Origin of the sequence: Senegalimassilia faecalis (assembly GCF_004135645.1) — a bacterium.
GTDB lineage: Bacteria > Actinomycetota > Coriobacteriia > Coriobacteriales > Eggerthellaceae > Senegalimassilia > Senegalimassilia faecalis.
The window spans coordinates 1799917-1816438 of record NZ_SDPW01000001.1 but is presented as its reverse complement, the minus strand read 5'-3'; the positions used below and the strand labels follow the sequence as shown (position 1 = coordinate 1816438).

Here is a 16522-nt window from a genome sequence, read left to right as displayed (position 1 = left end):
AGGATTCGACTGGTCGCAGCATCAAAACAGAGTAAAATATGAGTTGAGGGGACGTGGTTGTTGGGGAACCCCGTCGCCTTGGCGTCGCACGTTATGCAATCATCGATTCCACTTGACCGCCCGCAAGCGGTCGCACGCACATCGAATCAACGAAGACGCATCGCCCGGCGCACGTTTCATCTATGACGTCGAGGGAAGGGAACGCCATGAAAGCAAACGAATCCACAACGCACATAGGGTCCACGCCCTACATGCAGAACCGCGAGCTGTCGTGGCTCACGTTCAACGAGCGCGTGCTCGACCAAGGCGCCGACGAAACCGTGCCGCTGCTCGAGCGCCTGAACTTCATCAGCATCTTCTGGTCCAACCTCCAGGAGTTCTTCATGGTGCGTGTGGGCAGCCTGACCGACCTGTCGCTTCTGAAGAAGCAGGTCCTCGACTCGAAGACGGGCATGACGCCCGCCGAACAGCTCACCGCCATCCATAAGCGCTGCCACGAGCTGTACCCTGTGCAGGAGCAAACCTACGCCGAGGTGCGCCAGGCCCTGGCCGCGCACGGCGTGCGCCATCTGCGCCCCGCCGATCTCAACGACGAGCAGCGCGCCTTCCTGGCCGACTACACGGCAGCCAACATCATGCCGTTTTTGTCCCCGCAGATCATCAATTCGCGCCACCCCTTCCCCCACCTGGAGAACGGGTCGCTCTACGTCATCGTGCGCCTTAACGAGGAAGTAGGCCCGAAGAAGCCCAAGAAGAAGGACAAGGCCAAGGACGGCAAAACCGTCAAGGCCGCCAAAATCCACCCTTCCGCCGAGGAAAGCGAGAACCTGGGCGCCGAGGGCGTCACCGTGGGCATCCTGCCCATGCCGCGCCAGTGCGCGCGCCTTATCAAGCTGCCGGGCGAGGGCTTCCAGTTCATCCTGCTTGAGCACGCCGTGGAAATGGTGGCTGAGCAGGTGTTCAGCATGTACACCGTCAAGCACACCAACGTCATCTGCGTCACGCGTAACGCCGACTTGGACGCCACCGAAGGCACTGACGAGTCCGACGAGGACTACCGCGAGCACATGAAGCGCATCCTGAAGCGCCGCGGGCGTTTGGCCCCCGTGCGCCTGGAATCCGAGCGCCCGCTTTCCAGCGTGCTGCAGAAGATGCTGCTCAAGCGCCTAGGGCTCAAGCCCATCCAAACCTACGTCACCTCGGTGCCGCTTGACATGAGCTGGACCTGGGGCGTTGCCTCAAGCCTGCCCGAGAAAACACGCGCGGCGCTGACGAACACGCCGTTTTCCCCGCAGTGGCCGGCCTGCCTTGACCGCCGCCGCCCCATCATGGACCAGGTCAGCGAGCGCGAGGTGCTGCTGAGCTACCCCTACGAGTCCATGGACGCGTTCGTGCAGCTTCTGCGCGAAGCGGCCGCCGACCCCAGCGTCATCTCCATCAAGATCACGCTGTACCGCCTGGCGCGCCAGTCGCACTTAGCCGAGGCACTTATCGCCGCAGCCGAGAACGGCAAGCAGGTCACGGCGCTGTTCGAGCTGCGCGCCCGCTTCGACGAGTCGAACAACATCGAGTGGTCGCAGCGTTTCGAAGAGGCCGGCTGCAACGTCATCTACGGCTTCCGCGATTTCAAGGTGCACAGCAAGATATGCTGCATCACGCGTCAAACGGAGCACGGCCTGCAGCACATCACGCAGCTGGGCACGGGCAACTACAACGAGAAAACGGCGAAGCTGTACACCGACCTCAGCTTCATCACCGCCGACGACACCATCGGCCGCGACGCCACGGAGTTCTTCCGCAACATGCAGCTGGAAAACGCCTCCGACAACTACGACATCTTGTGGGTGGCGCCGCTGCAGATCAAACCGAAGATCATCGAGGGCATCGACGCGCAGATCGAGCTGGCGCGCCAGGGCAAGCCGTGCGGGCTGTTCTTCAAGACGAACAGCGTCACGGACAAGGAAATCATCGTGAAGATCGCCGAGGCAAGCCAGGCAGGCGTGCCGGTGACCATGCTGGTGCGCGGCATATCGTGCCTGGTCCCGGGCGTGCCGGGCTATACCGACAACGTGCGCGTGGTATCCATCGTCGGCCGATTGCTTGAGCACAGCCGCATTTACGGCTTCGGCGTGGGCGACAACGCGCGCGTGTACCTGTCAAGCGCCGACCTGATGACGCGCAACATGGAGAAGCGCGTGGAGATTGCCTGGCCTATTCTTGATGACGCCCTGCGCGAGCAGGTGCTGCAGTACTTCGACACGTGCCTGCGCGACACCGCCAAGCTGCGCGAGCTTCTGCCCGACGGCAGCTACACGAAGCTCGGCGCGCTGGCCGAGCCCGGCCAGGCGCTGTTCGATTCGCAGAACGCGCTGATCGAGGAAGCCCGGAAGCGCCGCGCACATGCGGCCGAAGCCGAAGCGCAGCGCAGCGCGAAGGCGCGTTTCCAGCTGACCGAGCGGCATCGCACCGAGATGCGTCAGGCCGAAGTGCGCGTCGAGGCCATCGCGGCGGCCGAGGCAGCCGCAGCGAAGGCCGTTGCCGAAGCCGAGGCCGCCAAGGCCGCCGCGCTTGAGGCCGAAGCGGCCGCGAAGGCCGCCGAAGCCGACGTTGCAGCGCGCAGCGCGAACAGCAGCAAGGTGGCAAGCGCAAGCGTTTCCGCAGACGGCAAGGCGGGTGCGCACGCGGCCGCGCAGCAAGCGGCAAGCGTCAGCGCGCAAGGCGCAAGCGAGTCGCAGAGCGCGAGCAGCGCAGCAAAGCCCGCCGCCGCGGGCGCTGCGGGCGCAAGCCAGCAGGTGGCGAAGCCCACGCCCGTCAAGGCGCACGTGCTCAACGAGCCGATGCAGGCGCCGTCACACTCGGGTATCCAAGTGCGCCCCCGCAACGGCAAGCCACGCCTCATCTCCCGCATCCTCGCAAAAATCATCCGCTAGCAAAAAGGCGGCCCCGCACCTGCGGGGCCGCCTTCATTTCGCTACCTTTTTCGCGCTGTTAAATCTCCCAGCACTTGTCGTGTTCTTTGTTCGGCGTGCGCACGTTCACTTCCTGGTTTTTCAGGCTGACGCGGCTGCCCTTCGGCACGCTGGAAATCACGAACGCGCTGCCGGCGATGATGGAGCCCTCGCCCACCACGGTTTCGCCACCCAACACGCTGGCGTTGCTGTAGATGGTGACGTTGTCCTCGATGGTGGGATGGCGCTTCACGCCTGCCAGCGCCTGGCCCGCGCGCGTGGACAGCGCGCCCAGCGTGACGCCCTGGTACACCTTCACGTGCGCGCCGATGTTCGTGGTTTCGCCGATGACCACGCCCGTTGCATGGTCGATGAAGAAGTACTCGCCGATTTCCGCGCCGGAATTGATGTCGACGCCCGTGGCGCCGTGCGCGTACTCGGACATGATGCGCGGGATCAGCGGCACGTTCTGCACGTACAGCTCGTGCGCGATGCGGTACACGAAGATGGCGAAAAAGCCCGGGTAGCTGAAGATGATCTCTTCCTTGCTTTGCGCGGCCGGATCGCCGTCGAACGCGGCCTGCACGTCGGTCAGCAGGATGCGCTGCACCTCGGGCAGGCGGTTGAAAAACGTGCTGCAAATCTCGTCGACGCGCGCTTCAATCTTGTCCTCGGGCACATCGCCGCGGAACAGCAGTGCTTCGCGCAGCTCGCGGCGCAGCGAATCCTCGATGCGGATGAGCGATTCGCCGATGAAGTACTCGGGGTTCGTGCCCGTGGGCGTTTCGTCGCCGAAGTACCGCGGGAACATGACGCGGCGCAGGTCCATGACAATGTCCTCGATGGCCTGCTTGTTCGGAAAGTGCTTGCACGGGTCGGTGAAGAAGATTTCCTCGCGTTCGCTGTAGTTCTTGGCAATGCCTGCAACGATGTTGTTCAACTGATCTTTGTCCAGCATACGTCCTCGCCCTCTCGTCTGTGAGCGCCTATAAATTATTTCCCATCATACCACGGGGTCAACTGGATTTAGTAGGTTTTAGGATTGACGGCAATTCGTTACGGAAGGCGGAGCGGACAAAAGCGAGCGCCTTATGACCTCGCTGGCTTTCGCAGGACAATGTCCCGTCGCCTTCCGCCGCGCCCGCCCTGCGCGGCGCCCCGCAACAGCGCAGGTAACCTTAGGCGACAAGCATGCGGCATCCACGCTAACCGCACGTCGCGCGCCGAACCTTACGCGCTTTCGTTTCGCAATCTTGCGCAAATCTTACCGAGATATGCGCTGATATTATTCTCGCATCGGATTAATTAAAACGGTTTCGTGACGATTCCCAAATTTTGTTGAATGGGTGAGCGCCGTGTTCTAGATTTGAGCAAACGCACAACATAAGTTATCCTTGGTTTATATTCCAACCATGGATAAGAACGAAGAGAACGGAACGATGAACCACAGTTATACGAACCGCATTGCCCGCGCTACGCTCGCCGTCGCCGTTGCAGCCTCGGTCAGCGCCGCCCCCCTGGTGGCGTCGGCCGACCAAGCAGCCACCGCCGCGGCTGCGCAAACCGAATCGGAAGCCAGCAGCGCAACAACCGTGACCATCGATAAGCGGTGGAAGGGAACCGACGAGCAGAACGCCGCCATCATCGAGGCGTGCAAGAAAGCTAAGCTCAAAGGCACCGACGCGCTTTCCGACTACCTGAAGGGTAAGGACGTGCCCGCGGAGGACTTCGCGCTCATCGACGCGAAGGCTCTTGCCGACATTGACAAGGATCTTGCGAAGCTGATCACCGACGCGCAAGCGGAAATCGCCGCGGCGGCGCCTTCGCCTACCGAACCCGCAACGCCCGAGGCTAAGCCGGAAACCAAAGCGGATTCCGAAACCCCCTCGACATCCGCAAGCAAAACCACGGACACCGCGCAAAGCAGCGCGGCTTCCTCAGCCAAAACCACCGAAGCCGAAGAGGTTGAAGACGCCCCCGATGATATGGTGCAGGAAAGCGAGCTTCTAGCCGACGATATCGTATACGTTGCGCGCAACCTCACCACGCAGCAGTTCATCGACACCATCGGCGAGGACGCCCGCGAGCTGTGCCAGCAAAGTGACCTGTACGCATCAGTTATGATCGCGCAGGCCGTGGTGGAGTCCGCTTCGGGCTCTTCGGGCCTGTCGTGCGAGCCGTACAACAACCTGTTCGGCATCAAGGGCAGCTACGACGGCAAAAGCGTGCGCATGAAAACGCAGGAGGACGACGGTAAAGGCAATCTGGAAACCATCATCGCCGAGTTCCGCAAATACCCCACCATGCTGGAATCGCTTGAGGACTACGTGGGGCTGCTGACGAACAACAGCCTGTACAACCCCGTAAAGAAGTCGAACACGCGAAGCTACGAGGATGCCTGCGATTACCTGCAGGGGCGGTATGCGACCAGCACATCGTATTCGCGCACGCTGAAGGCCTACATCGACGCGTACGACCTGACGGAATACGACAAGCCTGTTGAGGAAGCCAAGAAGGACGTCACGCTTGACAAGGTGCTGACGCCTGCGGCCATGCACACGGTAAGCACCCCCATGCTCGACGACTTCCGCGTTTCCGTGCCTGAACCGGGCTTGCCTGCGCGCCAGGCGAACCCCGTCGTAAGCGGTTTGCTTGCCGCGCTTGCGGCAGCGGCTGCAGGTGCGCTGGGCTTCTGGATGTACTGGCGCCGCAAGGTTGTGCGCGAAAGCGCGTCGGCCCACGCCGGCGCGCACGCCGCGCCCGAAGCAGAGACGGCGCGACCGCTTGATGCCGCATGGCTTGCCGAGGTTACGGGCATAGCCGACGAAACGCCTGCTCGCGCAAAGGCTCCGGCGCATGTCGCGAAGCCGGCGCACGCTGCAACGCCCGCAGATTCCGAAAGCCCCACCAAGCCGCTTTCGCTGAAGTAACCGCAGCCATCGGGCCGCGCTCGCAAGCCTCTACGGCAACGCAAGCGCGGCCCATTTCTTTTGCCCTCAACAGCAGGTGCTTACGTCCTCCCCCTATCGTTCGGTTACCGGTTTACACCGACCTCTGTCTGCTTGATGGCGGTCAACTTCACGCAGGGCATTCGACCACCCGCTCGGTCCGTCCCCCCATCATGCAAAAAGCCGCTGCAGGAATCACACCTGCAGCGGCTTCAATCGTTTCACCGAAAATCGCGCCCGATTTCAACGAAACGTTGAAATCGAAGCGTTAAATCTCGCGCTCCACCACTTCGGCAATGGCCTTCGCATGCTGCTCGGCAGCCTGCTCGTCCATGGCCTCCACCATCACGCGCACCACCGGCTCGGTGCCGGAGGGGCGCAGGAGCACGCGGCCGTCCTCGCCGAGCGCCTGCTCAGCAGCTGCCACGGCATCGGCGATGGCCTGGTTGCCATCGGCCGCATGCTTGTCCTTCACTCGCACGTTGATAAGCGTTTGCGGAAAGCGAGTCATGACGCGCGCCGCCTCGCCGGCCGTCTTGCCGGCGCGCTTGCACGCGGCCAAAAACTGCAGCGCCGTGACCAAGCCGTCGCCCGTGGAGTTGTGCTCCAGGAAGATGGTGTGGCCCGACTGCTCGCCGCCGATGACGTAGCCGCCCTCGCGCATGGCCTCCAGCACGTAGCGGTCGCCCACCTTCGTCTGGATGAGGTTGATGCCCGCGTCGCGCAGCGCGTGCGTCAAGCCCAGGTTCGCCATGACGGTGGACACGGCGGTGTCGCCCGCCAGCAGGCCGCGCTGCTTCAGGTCGATGGCGCACACGGCCTCCACCATGTCGCCGTCGATCTCGTTGCCGTCTGCGTCCATGAGCATGACGCGGTCGGCGTCGCCGTCGTGTGCGATGCCCACGTCGGCGCCGCACTCGGCCACCAGCGCACGCAGGGGCTCCAGGTGCGTGGAGCCGCACTGCACGTTGATGTCGGTGCCGCAGAAGTCCTCGTTGATGACGGTGACTTCGGCGCCCAGGCGACGCAGCGCCTCGGGGCTGGTCATGCACGACGCGCCGTGTCCCACGTCGAGCGCCACCTTCAGGCCCTTAAAGTCGATGCCCTGCTTGGCCACGGTGTCAACGGCGTGCTGGATGTACAGCTCGCAGGCGTTGTCCACGGGCACGGCCACGCCGACCTCGTCGCCGTTCGGCAGCTCGTCGGCCGCCGCGCCGCCACGGGCCATGAACGCCTCGATCTCGTCCTCCACGGCGTCGGGCAGCTTGAAGCCCTGGCCGTCGAAGATCTTGATGCCGTTGTACTCCGGCGGGTTGTGCGACGCGGAGATGACGATGCCGCCGTCGCAGTGCAGCTCGCGCGTCAGAAGCGCGATGGCCGGTGTCGGGATGATGCCCGCCAAAAGCGCCGTGCCGCCCATGGACATGACGCCGGCGGCCACGGCCGACTCCAGCATGTCGCCGGACAGGCGCGTGTCCTTGCCGATGAGGATGGTGCGGCCCTTGAAGGCCACCGCGGCCTGGCCGAGCTGGAAGGCCATCTGGCAAGTCAATTCCTTGTTCGCGACGCCGCGAACCCCGTCAGTGCCGAAAAGACGTGCCATATCTTTCCCCTTTTCGATAGCTGTTGAAACGTTTACGAAAACGAAGCGCTACTTGCCGCGCTTCACGTGCTCTTCGTGCAGGCGAACAGCGCCGGCAGGGCGCTCCTCGTCGGTCATGCGGTTGTTCAGCTCTGCGGCAAACTCATCGATATCGATGCCGTAGCGCTCAAGCACAACGAGAAGATGGTACACCACGTCGGCGGCCTCGTAGCGCAGATGGTCGCAAGCGGCGTCTGCCTGCTTTGCGAACGCCTCGACCATGCCCGAATGCGAGCCCTCGTGGCCGGAAACGCCCGCCAGCAGCGCGCGAGCGGCCTCGACGTCTTTCGCGGCCAGCGCAACCTCGTTCGATTCCTCAACCACTTTCTTCAGCGGGGAATCAGCATTGCCCGTCAGCAGACGATGCGTATAGCTTTCATCGCCCGCGTTGCGGCGCGCATGGATGGTGCCGGCAAGCGCCTCAAGCGTGGCGCCAATCTGCGAAGCAGGCACCTGACCTTGCTCGCCAGCGGGAATGTAAGTTTTCTCGGACATGAATCCTCTTTCCATCAGCGATAACGTCCAAGCAAGTACGTACGGGCAGTTGCGGAATGCAGGCGAAAACGCGAAAGCGAGCTTACGCACAGCCTTGCAGCGCCGACCTGCGAAACCGGCATCTCAAGCGCAATCCAGTTCCGCGCCAACGGCCGCCGAGCAGCGCCGGGCCACTGCCTGCAGCCTGCACTTTCCCCGGAACCATTCGGTAACGAAAAGTGGGACAAAGGGACTGTCCCCTTGTCCCGCTTTCTCAACGAGAAAGGGGCGCGCCGTGGCGCGCCCCTTCGCTAGCAGTTGCTATTCGTCGCCGTTTTCCTGCGCGGCGTTGGAGTTCTCCTCGTGCTCACGGCTGGTCAGGCCGAAACCCAGGGCTGAAGAGCCAAGAAGCTCGTCGAGCTCCTCCAGGTTGCGGTGGTAGCTGCGCGGCGGCAGCGCCTCGCCCAGCATGTCCTCGCCCTCCGTGTTGAACGTGGCCGGCTGATCGCCACCGATGAGGATGGTGTCGTCCGGGCTGAACACCATGTCAAGCAGCTGGCTCATGTCATCGGAAGACGCGCTCAGGTCGTCCTCGATCACATGCAGCAGGCCGTGCTGCTCAAGGCCTTCCTTCAGCTCCTCGATGGCCTTCGCACCAATGCCCTCGATGCGCAGCAGGTCGTCCTCGGTGTGGCCGACCAGGTCGGCAACCGTCTCGATGCCGGCCTCGCTGAACTTGTTGGCCCAGCGCTGCGACACGCCCAGGTCATCGTAGATGTACAGGCGCGCGTCCTCGTCGGACAGCTGCGGGCCGCGGTGACCCAGCGACAGGCCGCTGTAGTAGCTGCCATAGTTGCCGCCCATGTTGAGGTAGCCTTCGCCGTCGAGCGACCAATCCTGCGGCTGCGGCAGCAGGTCCTCGATCTTGCGCAGGTCGTCCGGAGCGTAATCCGGCAGCGTGTCGCCGGTGACCGGCGCCGTCGGCTTGCCCTTGTAGGTAAGGCCCACGTCGCGGTAGCGCTTCAGGCCCGTGCCGGCCGGAATCGGCTTGCCGATGATGACGTTCTCCTTCAGACCCACCAGGTGGTCGACCTTGCCCTCGATGGCGGCGTCGGTGAGCACCTTCGTGGTCTCCTGGAACGATGCGGCGGACAGGAACGAATCCGTGGCCAGCGAGGCCTTCGTGATGCCCAGCAGCAGCGGCTGGCCCACCGGCGGGTTCTTGCCCTCGGCGATAAGCTCGTTGGCAACGTTCTCGAACTCGAAGCGGTTGACCTGGCGGCCCGGCAGGAAGTCGGAATCGCCGGCGTCAAGCACGGCCACCTTGCGCAGCATCTGGCGCGCGATAACCTCGATGTGCTTGTCGTTGATGTCCACGCCCTGGGACACGTACACGTCCTGGACCTGGGCCACGATGTAGCGCAGCGTGGTGTTCGGGTCGGTCAGACGCAGCAGGTCGTGCGGGTTGATGGAGCCCTTCGTGAGCTGCTGGCCCACGCGAACCTGGCAACCATCCTCAACGCCCGGGAGCATGGTGGCGCGAGCGGACACCACGTACTCGCGGAAGTTGCCTTCCTGGTCGTGGATGGTCAGCGTCTTGGAGTTCTTGTCGGCGCTGATCTGCAGCGTGCCGGAAATCTCCGCCAGCACTGCCTGGCCCTTCGGCTTGCGGGCCTCGAACAGCTCCTGGACACGCGGCAGGCCGTGCGTGATGTCCTCGCCTGCAACGCCGCCGGCGTGGAACGTACGCATGGTCAGCTGCGTGCCGGGCTCGCCAATGGACTGGGCGGCGATGATGCCGACCGCCGTGCCGATGTTGACCGGACGGCCCGTGGCCAAGTCCCAACCGTAGCACTTCTGGCACACGCCGTGCTCGGCATGGCACGTCATGACCGTGCGGATGGTGACTTCCTCGACGCCTGCAGCTTCCATAGCGGCCAGCTGGTCGAGAGAGGTGATGTAGTTGTCGCCCTCCATGACCACCGAGCCGTCGGCAGCCTTGACGTCCTCAAGCAGGCAGCGGCCGATGAGGTTCTCGTCCAGCTCGCCCTTTTCATTGTGCAGCGGGTACGGAACGCCGATATTCGTGCCGCAGTCGATCTCGTGCACGATAACGTCCTGCGCAACGTCCACCAGACGACGGGTCAGATAACCCGAGTCGGCGGTACGCAGAGCGGTGTCGGCCATACCCTTTCGAGTGCCGTGCGTGGAAACGAAGTACTCCAACACCGACAGGCCCTCGCGGAAGTTCGACTTAACGGGAATGTCGATGGTGCCGCCCTTCGTGTCGGCCATAAGTCCGCGCATGCCGGCAAGCTGACGAATCTGCTTGATGTTGCCTCGAGCACCGGAGTCGGCCATCATGAAGATGGGGTTGAACAGGTCGAAGTTCGCGGCCATGGCTTCGCCGACCTCCTCGTTGGCATCCGTCCAGATGTCAACGACCTGCTTGTGGCGCTCTTCAGGGCTCATGAGGCCCATCTCGTAGTCCTCGTCGATGGCAGCAACCTTCTCGTCGGCGGCAGCCAGGATGTCGGCCTTGCTCGGCGGCACGGTGGCGTCGTAGACGGACACGGTGATGCCGGCGCGGGTTGCGTAGTGGTAACCCGTGGCCTTCAAACCGTCCAGGATAGCCGGCACGTCGGCCAGCTCGTAGCGGTTCGTGACGTCCTCGACCAGGCGACCGATCTCCTTCTTGTTCATCTGGTAGTTCAAGAAGGGGTAGTCCTCGGGGAACGAGTCGTTGAAGATGATGCGGCCGATGGTGGTCTGGATGCGCTGGCCAGCCTTGCAGTCCTCGAACTTGCCGAACGCGGAAGCCACCTTCGTGTCCTTCGTCAGGCGCACCTGAATCTTGGCCTGCAGGTCAACGTCGGCGCGAGCGTCGTAAGCGTTGCGAGCATCGGCGAAGTCGATGAACACGCGGCCCTCGCCCGGGAAGCCGTCGCGGGCTGCCGTCAGGTAGTAGGAGCCGATGATCATGTCCTGCGTCGGCACGGTCAGCGGGCGGCCATGAGCCGGGGATTTGATGTTGTTCGCGGACAGCATGAGCACGCGGGCCTCGGCCTGAGCCTCGGCGCCCAGCGGCACGTGCACGGCCATCTGGTCACCGTCGAAGTCGGCGTTGAAAGCGGTGCAGGCCAGCGGATGCAGCTTGATGGCCTTGCCTTCAACAAGCACGGGCTCGAAGGCCTGGATGCCCAGACGGTGCAGGGTTGGTGCGCGGTTCAGCAGGACCGGATGGTCCACGATGACCTCTTCCAGCACGTCCCACACGTAGCTGGCGCAACGATCGACGGCGCGCTTGGCGGCCTTGATGTTGGCAGCGTACTCGAGCTCCACCAGGCGCTTCATGACGAAGGGCTTGAACAGCTCCAGCGCCATCTGCTGCGGCAGGCCGCACTGGTGCAGCCTCAGCGTCGGGCCGACGACGATTACCGAACGGCCGGAGTAGTCGACGCGCTTGCCCAGCAGGTTCTGACGGAAGCGGCCCTGCTTGCCCTTGAGCATGTCGGACAGCGACTTGAGCGGACGGTTGCCAGGGCCCGTGACCGGACGGCCACGACGGCCGTTGTCGAACAGGCTGTCCACAGCTTCCTGCAGCATGCGCTTCTCGTTGTTCACGATGATCTCGGGGGCACCGAGGTCAAGCAGGCGCTTCAGGCGGTTATTGCGGTTGATGACGCGACGATACAGGTCGTTCAGGTCGGACGTGGCGAAACGGCCGCCGTCGAGCTGCACCATGGGGCGCAGATCGGGCGGGATGACCGGCACAACGTCCAAAATCATGTCGGACGGCTTGTTCGTGGACTTCAGGAACGCGTCGACCACCTTCAGGCGCTTGATGGCCTTCGCGCGCTTCTGGCCTTTACCGTTGGCGATGACGTCGCGCAGCTCTTCGGCCGTGGCCTCAAGGTCCATGGCGTCAAGCAGGTCGCGCACGGACTCGGCGCCCATGCCGCCCGTGAAGTAGTCGCGGTAGTTGGCGCGCATCTCGCGGTACAACGACTCGTCGGGCACCAGCTGCTTCGGCTCGATCTTCAGGAACAGGTCGAACGCGTCCTGACGCAGGGCCTTGCGCTCGTTGAACTCTTCGTAGATGTCGGCGATTTCCTCTTCGACCTCTTCGGGCGTGAGGCGCTCATCCTCGTCGATGTCGTCGACGAAGTCGTCGTCCTCGGGCACGTAGTCCACGGACAGCTTGCGCGTCTGCTCGATGAGGCGGTCGCGCTCGGCGTCGAGCTCCTCAAGGTCGGCAGCCAGCTCGTCGCGCAGGTCCTCGACGTCCTCGTCGCGGGCTTCCTTGTCCACGGACGTGATGATGGAGCTTGCGAAGTACAGAACCTTCTCCAGCTCCTTCGGCGGGATGTCAAGCAGGTAGCCCAAGCGGCTCGGGGAGCCCTTGAAGTACCAGATATGGCTGACGGGGGCCGCCAGCTCGATGTGGCCCATGCGCTCGCGGCGAACCTTGCTGCGCGTCACCTCGACGCCGCAGCGCTCGCACACGATGCCCTTGAAGCGGACGCGCTTGTACTTGCCGCACGCGCACTCCCAGTCCTTCGTGGGGCCGAAGATCTTTTCGCAGAACAGGCCGTCCTTTTCCGGCTTGAGCGTGCGGTAGTTGATGGTCTCGGGCTTTTTGACCTCGCCACGCGACCAGCTGCGGATGTCCTCGGCGGAAGCCAGGGAAATGCGCAGGGCGTCGAAATTGTTAACGTCGAATTCCGTCGTCATTTATCGCTCGTCCTCCTTGCCGATCAGGTCGTTGTTGTCGTCTTGCTTCGTGTCAGCCATCAATTCTCCCAGTTCGGCAGCGATGCTATCCAAAGCGCTGGCATCATCGGCCTCCGTCTTGCGCGCATCTTCAGCGATGGCGTTGAACAGAGCCTGGTCAGCGTTGTCTTTCTTCACGTCGTCCAGATCGGGGTCGTGCGTCACGTCGATGGTCTGGTGGTCGTGGCCCTCAAGCTCGACGTTGAGGCACAGCGACTTCATTTCCTTCACCAAAACCTTGAAGCTCTCGGGCACCTCGGGAGCGGGCGTGTTCTCGCCCTTCACGATGGCCTCGTAGGACTTCACGCGGCCCGACGTGTCGTCGGACTTCACGGTCAGGATCTCCTGCAGCACGTTGGACGCGCCATACGCGTACAGGGCCCACACTTCCATCTCGCCGAAGCGCTGGCCGCCGAACTGCGCCTTACCGCCGAGCGGCTGCTGCGTGATCAGGCTGTAAGGGCCGGTGGAGCGGGCGTGAATCTTGTCGTCGACCATGTGGCCGAGTTTCAGGATGTACGTCTGGCCGACGGTGATGGGCTCGCGGAACTTCTCGCCGGTGCGGCCGTCGAACAGCCACGTCTTGCCCGTGCGGGACAGCTGCGGCACGAACTCGTCGCGCGCCAGGTCGCCGTACTTCTTGTGGTTCCAGTTGATAAGGTTGCGGTTAGCGGCCTCGATGGCGTCGGAGATCTCCTCCTCGGTGGCGCCGTCGAATACCGGCGTGGCCACGAACTGCGGGCCCTCGACAGGCTCGTCGGAGCTCGGATCGTCGTTCCAGCCCCACTTCGCCGCCCAGCCAAGGTGGTTCTCAAGCAGCTGACCGACGTTCATACGAGACGGAACGCCCAGCGGGTTCAGCATGACGTCGATGGGGGTGCCATCAGCCAGGTACGGCATGTCCTCGACCGGCAGCACGCGGGAGATAACGCCCTTGTTACCATGGCGGCCGGACAGTTTGTCGCCCTGTTGGACCTTACGCTTCTGAGCCACGTAGATGCGCACGAGCTCGTTGACGCCCGGCGCCAGCTCGTCGCCTGCGGCGCGGCTGAAGCGGTGGATATCGATGACGCGGCCACCGGAGCCGTGCGGCACCTTCAGGGACGTGTCGCGCACCTCGCGGGCCTTCTCGCCGAAGATGGCGCGCAGCAGGCGCTCTTCAGCGGTCAGCTCGGTTTCGCCCTTCGGCGTGACCTTGCCCACCAGCACGTCACCGGGGAACACCTCGGCGCCCACGCGGATGACGCCGTCGGCGTCCAGGTCGCCGATCATGTCGTCGGAGATGTTCGGGATCTCGCGGGTGATCTCCTCGGGGCCCAGCTTCGTGTCGCGCGCATCAAGCTCGTACTCGCTGATGTGGATGGACGTCAGCAGGTCCTCGGACACCACGCGCTCGGACACGATGATGGCGTCCTCGTAGTTGTAGCCTTCCCACGGCATGTAGGCGACCATGAGGTTCTGGCCCAGCGCCAGCTCGCCGCCGTCGCACGACGGGCCGTCGGCCAGCACGTCGCCAGCGGCCACCTCGTCGCCCTTGCGGACGATGGGGCGATGGTTCATGCAGCCGGACTGGTTCGAGCGCTGGAACTTCGGCACGAGGTACTCGTCGTACTCGCCGTCGTTGTTCAGCACGATGATGGTCTGGCCGTCAACGTAGTCGACCACGCCGGGGTTCTGCGCGATGAGGATTTCACCGGAGTCAACGGCGATGCGGTGCTCCATGCCGGTGCCGACAAGCGGCGCGTGCGGCTTGAGCAGCGGCACGGCCTGACGCTGCATGTTCGAACCCATGAGGGCGCGGTTTGCGTCGTCGTGCTCCAAGAACGGAATGAGCGACGTAGCCACCGACGTCATCTGACGCGGGGAAACGTCCATGTAGTCGACCTGCTCGGGCAGCACCTCGCCAGGCTCGCCGAATACGCCGTCGGCGTCCTTCGTGCGGCACAGCACGCGCGTGGCCGGCACGAAGTTGCCGTCCTTGTCGGTGGTGCCGAACTCGCGCGTTTCCAGGTTGAACTTCTCGTTTGCCTGGGCGATGGTGTGGTTTTCTTCCTCGTCGGCCGTCAGGTAGTCGATGTCGTCGGTTACCTTGCCGTCGACAACGCGACGGTACGGCGTCTCGATGAAGCCATAGGGGTTGATGCGACCGAACGTTGCCAGCGAGCCGATAAGGCCGATGTTCGGGCCTTCAGGCGTCTCGATGGGGCACATGCGGCCGTAGTGGGAATTGTGAACGTCGCGAACTTCGAAGCCGGCGCGCTCGCGGGACAGGCCGCCCGGGCCGAGTGCGGACAGACGGCGCTTGTGCGTGATGCCTGCGGCAAGGTTGGCCTGGTCCATGAACTGGGACAGCTGCGAGGAGCCGAAGAACTCCTTGATGGCCGCCACGATGGGGCGGATGTTCACGAGCGACTGCGGCGTGATCTCGTCGGGCTCCTGCATGCTCATGCGCTCGCGCACGACGCGCTCCATGCGCGACAGGCCGATGCGGAACTGGTTCTGGATCAGCTCGCCGACCGTGCGGATGCGGCGGTTGCCGAAGTGGTCGATGTCGTCGACCTTCACGCCATCAGCGTTCGCATGCAGGCCGATGATGTACTGCATGGTCTTCGTGATGTCCTCTTCGGTCAGCGTGGAGCACGTGGACTCCTCCTGATCGAAGCCGAGTTTCTTATTGATCTTGTAGCGGCCAACCTTCGCCAGGTCGTAGCGCTGCGGGTTGAAGAACAGGCCCTCAAGCAGCGTACGCGCGGAATCGATGGTGGGCGGCTCGCCGGGACGGAAGCGCTTGTACAGCTCGATGAGCGACTCTTCCTTCGTGGTGGCGGGGTCGCGGTCGAGCGTGCGCAGCACCATCTCGTCGTTGCCGAGCAGCTCGATGATCTCCTCGCGGGTTTCGGCCAGGCCAAGCGCGCGTACCAGCAGCGTTGCGGGCTGCTTGCGCTTGCGGTCGATGCGCACGGACAGGATGTCGCGCTTGTCGGTTTCGAACTCCAGCCATGCACCGCGGCTGGGGATGACCTTTGCGTTGTACAGCGTCTTGTCGGAGGTCTTGTCGCGCTCGGAGCCGAAGTACACGCCCGGGGAGCGAACGAGCTGGGACACGACGACGCGCTCGGTGCCGTTGATGATGAAGGTGCCGCGGTTGGTCATGAGCGGGAAATCGCCCATGAACACCTCCTGCTCCTTGATCTCGCCCGTTTCACGGTTGATGAAACGGATTTCAACGAACAGGGGCGCCTGATAGCTGACGTCCTTTTCTTTGCACTCGTCGACGGTGTACTTGGGTTCGCCGAACTTGTGGTCGCCGAATTCGACGCACATGTCCTTGGTGTTGTTCTCGATCGGGGCGATGTCCTGGAACGCTTGATCGAGGCCCTCGTTCATGAACCATTTGAAACTATCCGTTTGAATGGCGATGAGGTTGGGCACGTCCATGACGTCAGGAATCTTCGCAAACGAGCGGCGATTGCGATAAAGTACTGTCTGACCAGCATTTTTGTCTTGGGCCACGAGGCTTTTCCTCCTTCAGGTGCATCCGCAAAACTGCGAAAAAGTTGCAATTTGCTAGAATACGGCGAAAGGTCAAGCCCGTCAAGGAAAATTTTTACGAACTGTGGAGGTTTTTTGTTGTTTCGCCCATCTACCTGGGGAAACGCAGTTGCAACCCGCGCAACCGAAAGGCATTCTACCACGCCCGGACGGCAAAACAAGCGCGCAAGGGGCCGAGCGCGCAG

Annotated in this window: 7 protein-coding genes; 2 read left to right on the top strand and 5 right to left on the bottom strand. The window is 63.3% G+C overall.

The window, feature by feature from the left end; translation table 11 throughout:
* The first annotated feature begins 206 nt into the window (after positions 1 to 206).
* A complete protein-coding gene (ppk1, locus tag ET524_RS07635; protein WP_201738727.1) occupies positions 207 to 2930 on the top strand; it encodes a polyphosphate kinase 1 in 2724 nt (907 codons plus the stop codon).
* A gap of 58 nt (positions 2931 to 2988) precedes the next feature.
* On the opposite strand, the gene ET524_RS07630 is transcribed toward ppk1, so the two are convergent.
* Positions 2989 to 3906 carry a serine O-acetyltransferase gene (locus ET524_RS07630; RefSeq protein WP_236648283.1) on the bottom strand — a complete coding sequence of 306 codons (918 nt, stop codon included), beginning with the start codon at positions 3904 to 3906 and terminating at the stop codon, positions 2989 to 2991.
* A 481-nt stretch (positions 3907 to 4387) separates the two neighbouring features.
* Here ET524_RS07630 and ET524_RS07625 point away from each other — a divergent pair, with 481 nt between their 5' ends.
* Positions 4388 to 5878, top strand: coding sequence for a glycoside hydrolase family 73 protein (locus tag ET524_RS07625; protein ID WP_236648282.1), 1491 nt, complete (start codon positions 4388 to 4390; stop codon positions 5876 to 5878).
* 286 nt (positions 5879 to 6164) lie between these two features.
* Here the strand turns inward: ET524_RS07625 and glmM are convergent, their stop codons facing one another.
* The 4 genes from glmM to rpoB all read right to left on the bottom strand — a co-directional run bounded on the left by glmM (position 6165) and on the right by rpoB (position 16298).
* Positions 6165 to 7499 (bottom strand): phosphoglucosamine mutase, encoded by a 1335-nt coding sequence (gene glmM, locus ET524_RS07620; RefSeq protein ID WP_129424656.1) that lies wholly within the window; start codon positions 7497 to 7499, stop codon positions 6165 to 6167.
* A gap of 48 nt (positions 7500 to 7547) precedes the next feature.
* Positions 7548 to 8033 carry a phosphoribosyl-ATP pyrophosphatase gene (locus ET524_RS07615; protein ID WP_129424654.1) on the bottom strand — a complete coding sequence of 162 codons (486 nt, stop codon included), beginning with the start codon at positions 8031 to 8033 and terminating at the stop codon, positions 7548 to 7550.
* A 300-nt stretch (positions 8034 to 8333) separates the two neighbouring features.
* On the bottom strand, positions 8334 to 12746 hold the full coding sequence (locus tag ET524_RS07610; protein WP_129424652.1) for a DNA-directed RNA polymerase subunit beta': 4413 nt from the start codon (positions 12744 to 12746) through the stop codon (positions 8334 to 8336).
* Positions 12747 to 16298 (bottom strand): DNA-directed RNA polymerase subunit beta, encoded by a 3552-nt coding sequence (gene rpoB / locus ET524_RS07605; RefSeq protein ID WP_129424650.1) that lies wholly within the window; start codon positions 16296 to 16298, stop codon positions 12747 to 12749. It abuts the gene before it with no gap.
* Positions 16299 to 16522 lie beyond the last annotated feature (224 nt).

Coding starts and splice junctions, on each gene's coding strand:
- ppk1 (WP_201738727.1), top strand. CDS start 207: ATGAAAGCAAACGAATCCACAACGCACATAGGGTCCACGCCCTACATG.
- ET524_RS07630 (WP_236648283.1), bottom strand. CDS start 3,906: ATGCTGGACAAAGATCAGTTGAACAACATCGTTGCAGGCATTGCCAAG.
- ET524_RS07625 (WP_236648282.1), top strand. CDS start 4,388: ATGAACCACAGTTATACGAACCGCATTGCCCGCGCTACGCTCGCCGTC.
- glmM (WP_129424656.1), bottom strand. CDS start 7,499: ATGGCACGTCTTTTCGGCACTGACGGGGTTCGCGGCGTCGCGAACAAG.
- ET524_RS07615 (WP_129424654.1), bottom strand. CDS start 8,033: ATGTCCGAGAAAACTTACATTCCCGCTGGCGAGCAAGGTCAGGTGCCT.
- ET524_RS07610 (WP_129424652.1), bottom strand. CDS start 12,746: ATGACGACGGAATTCGACGTTAACAATTTCGACGCCCTGCGCATTTCC.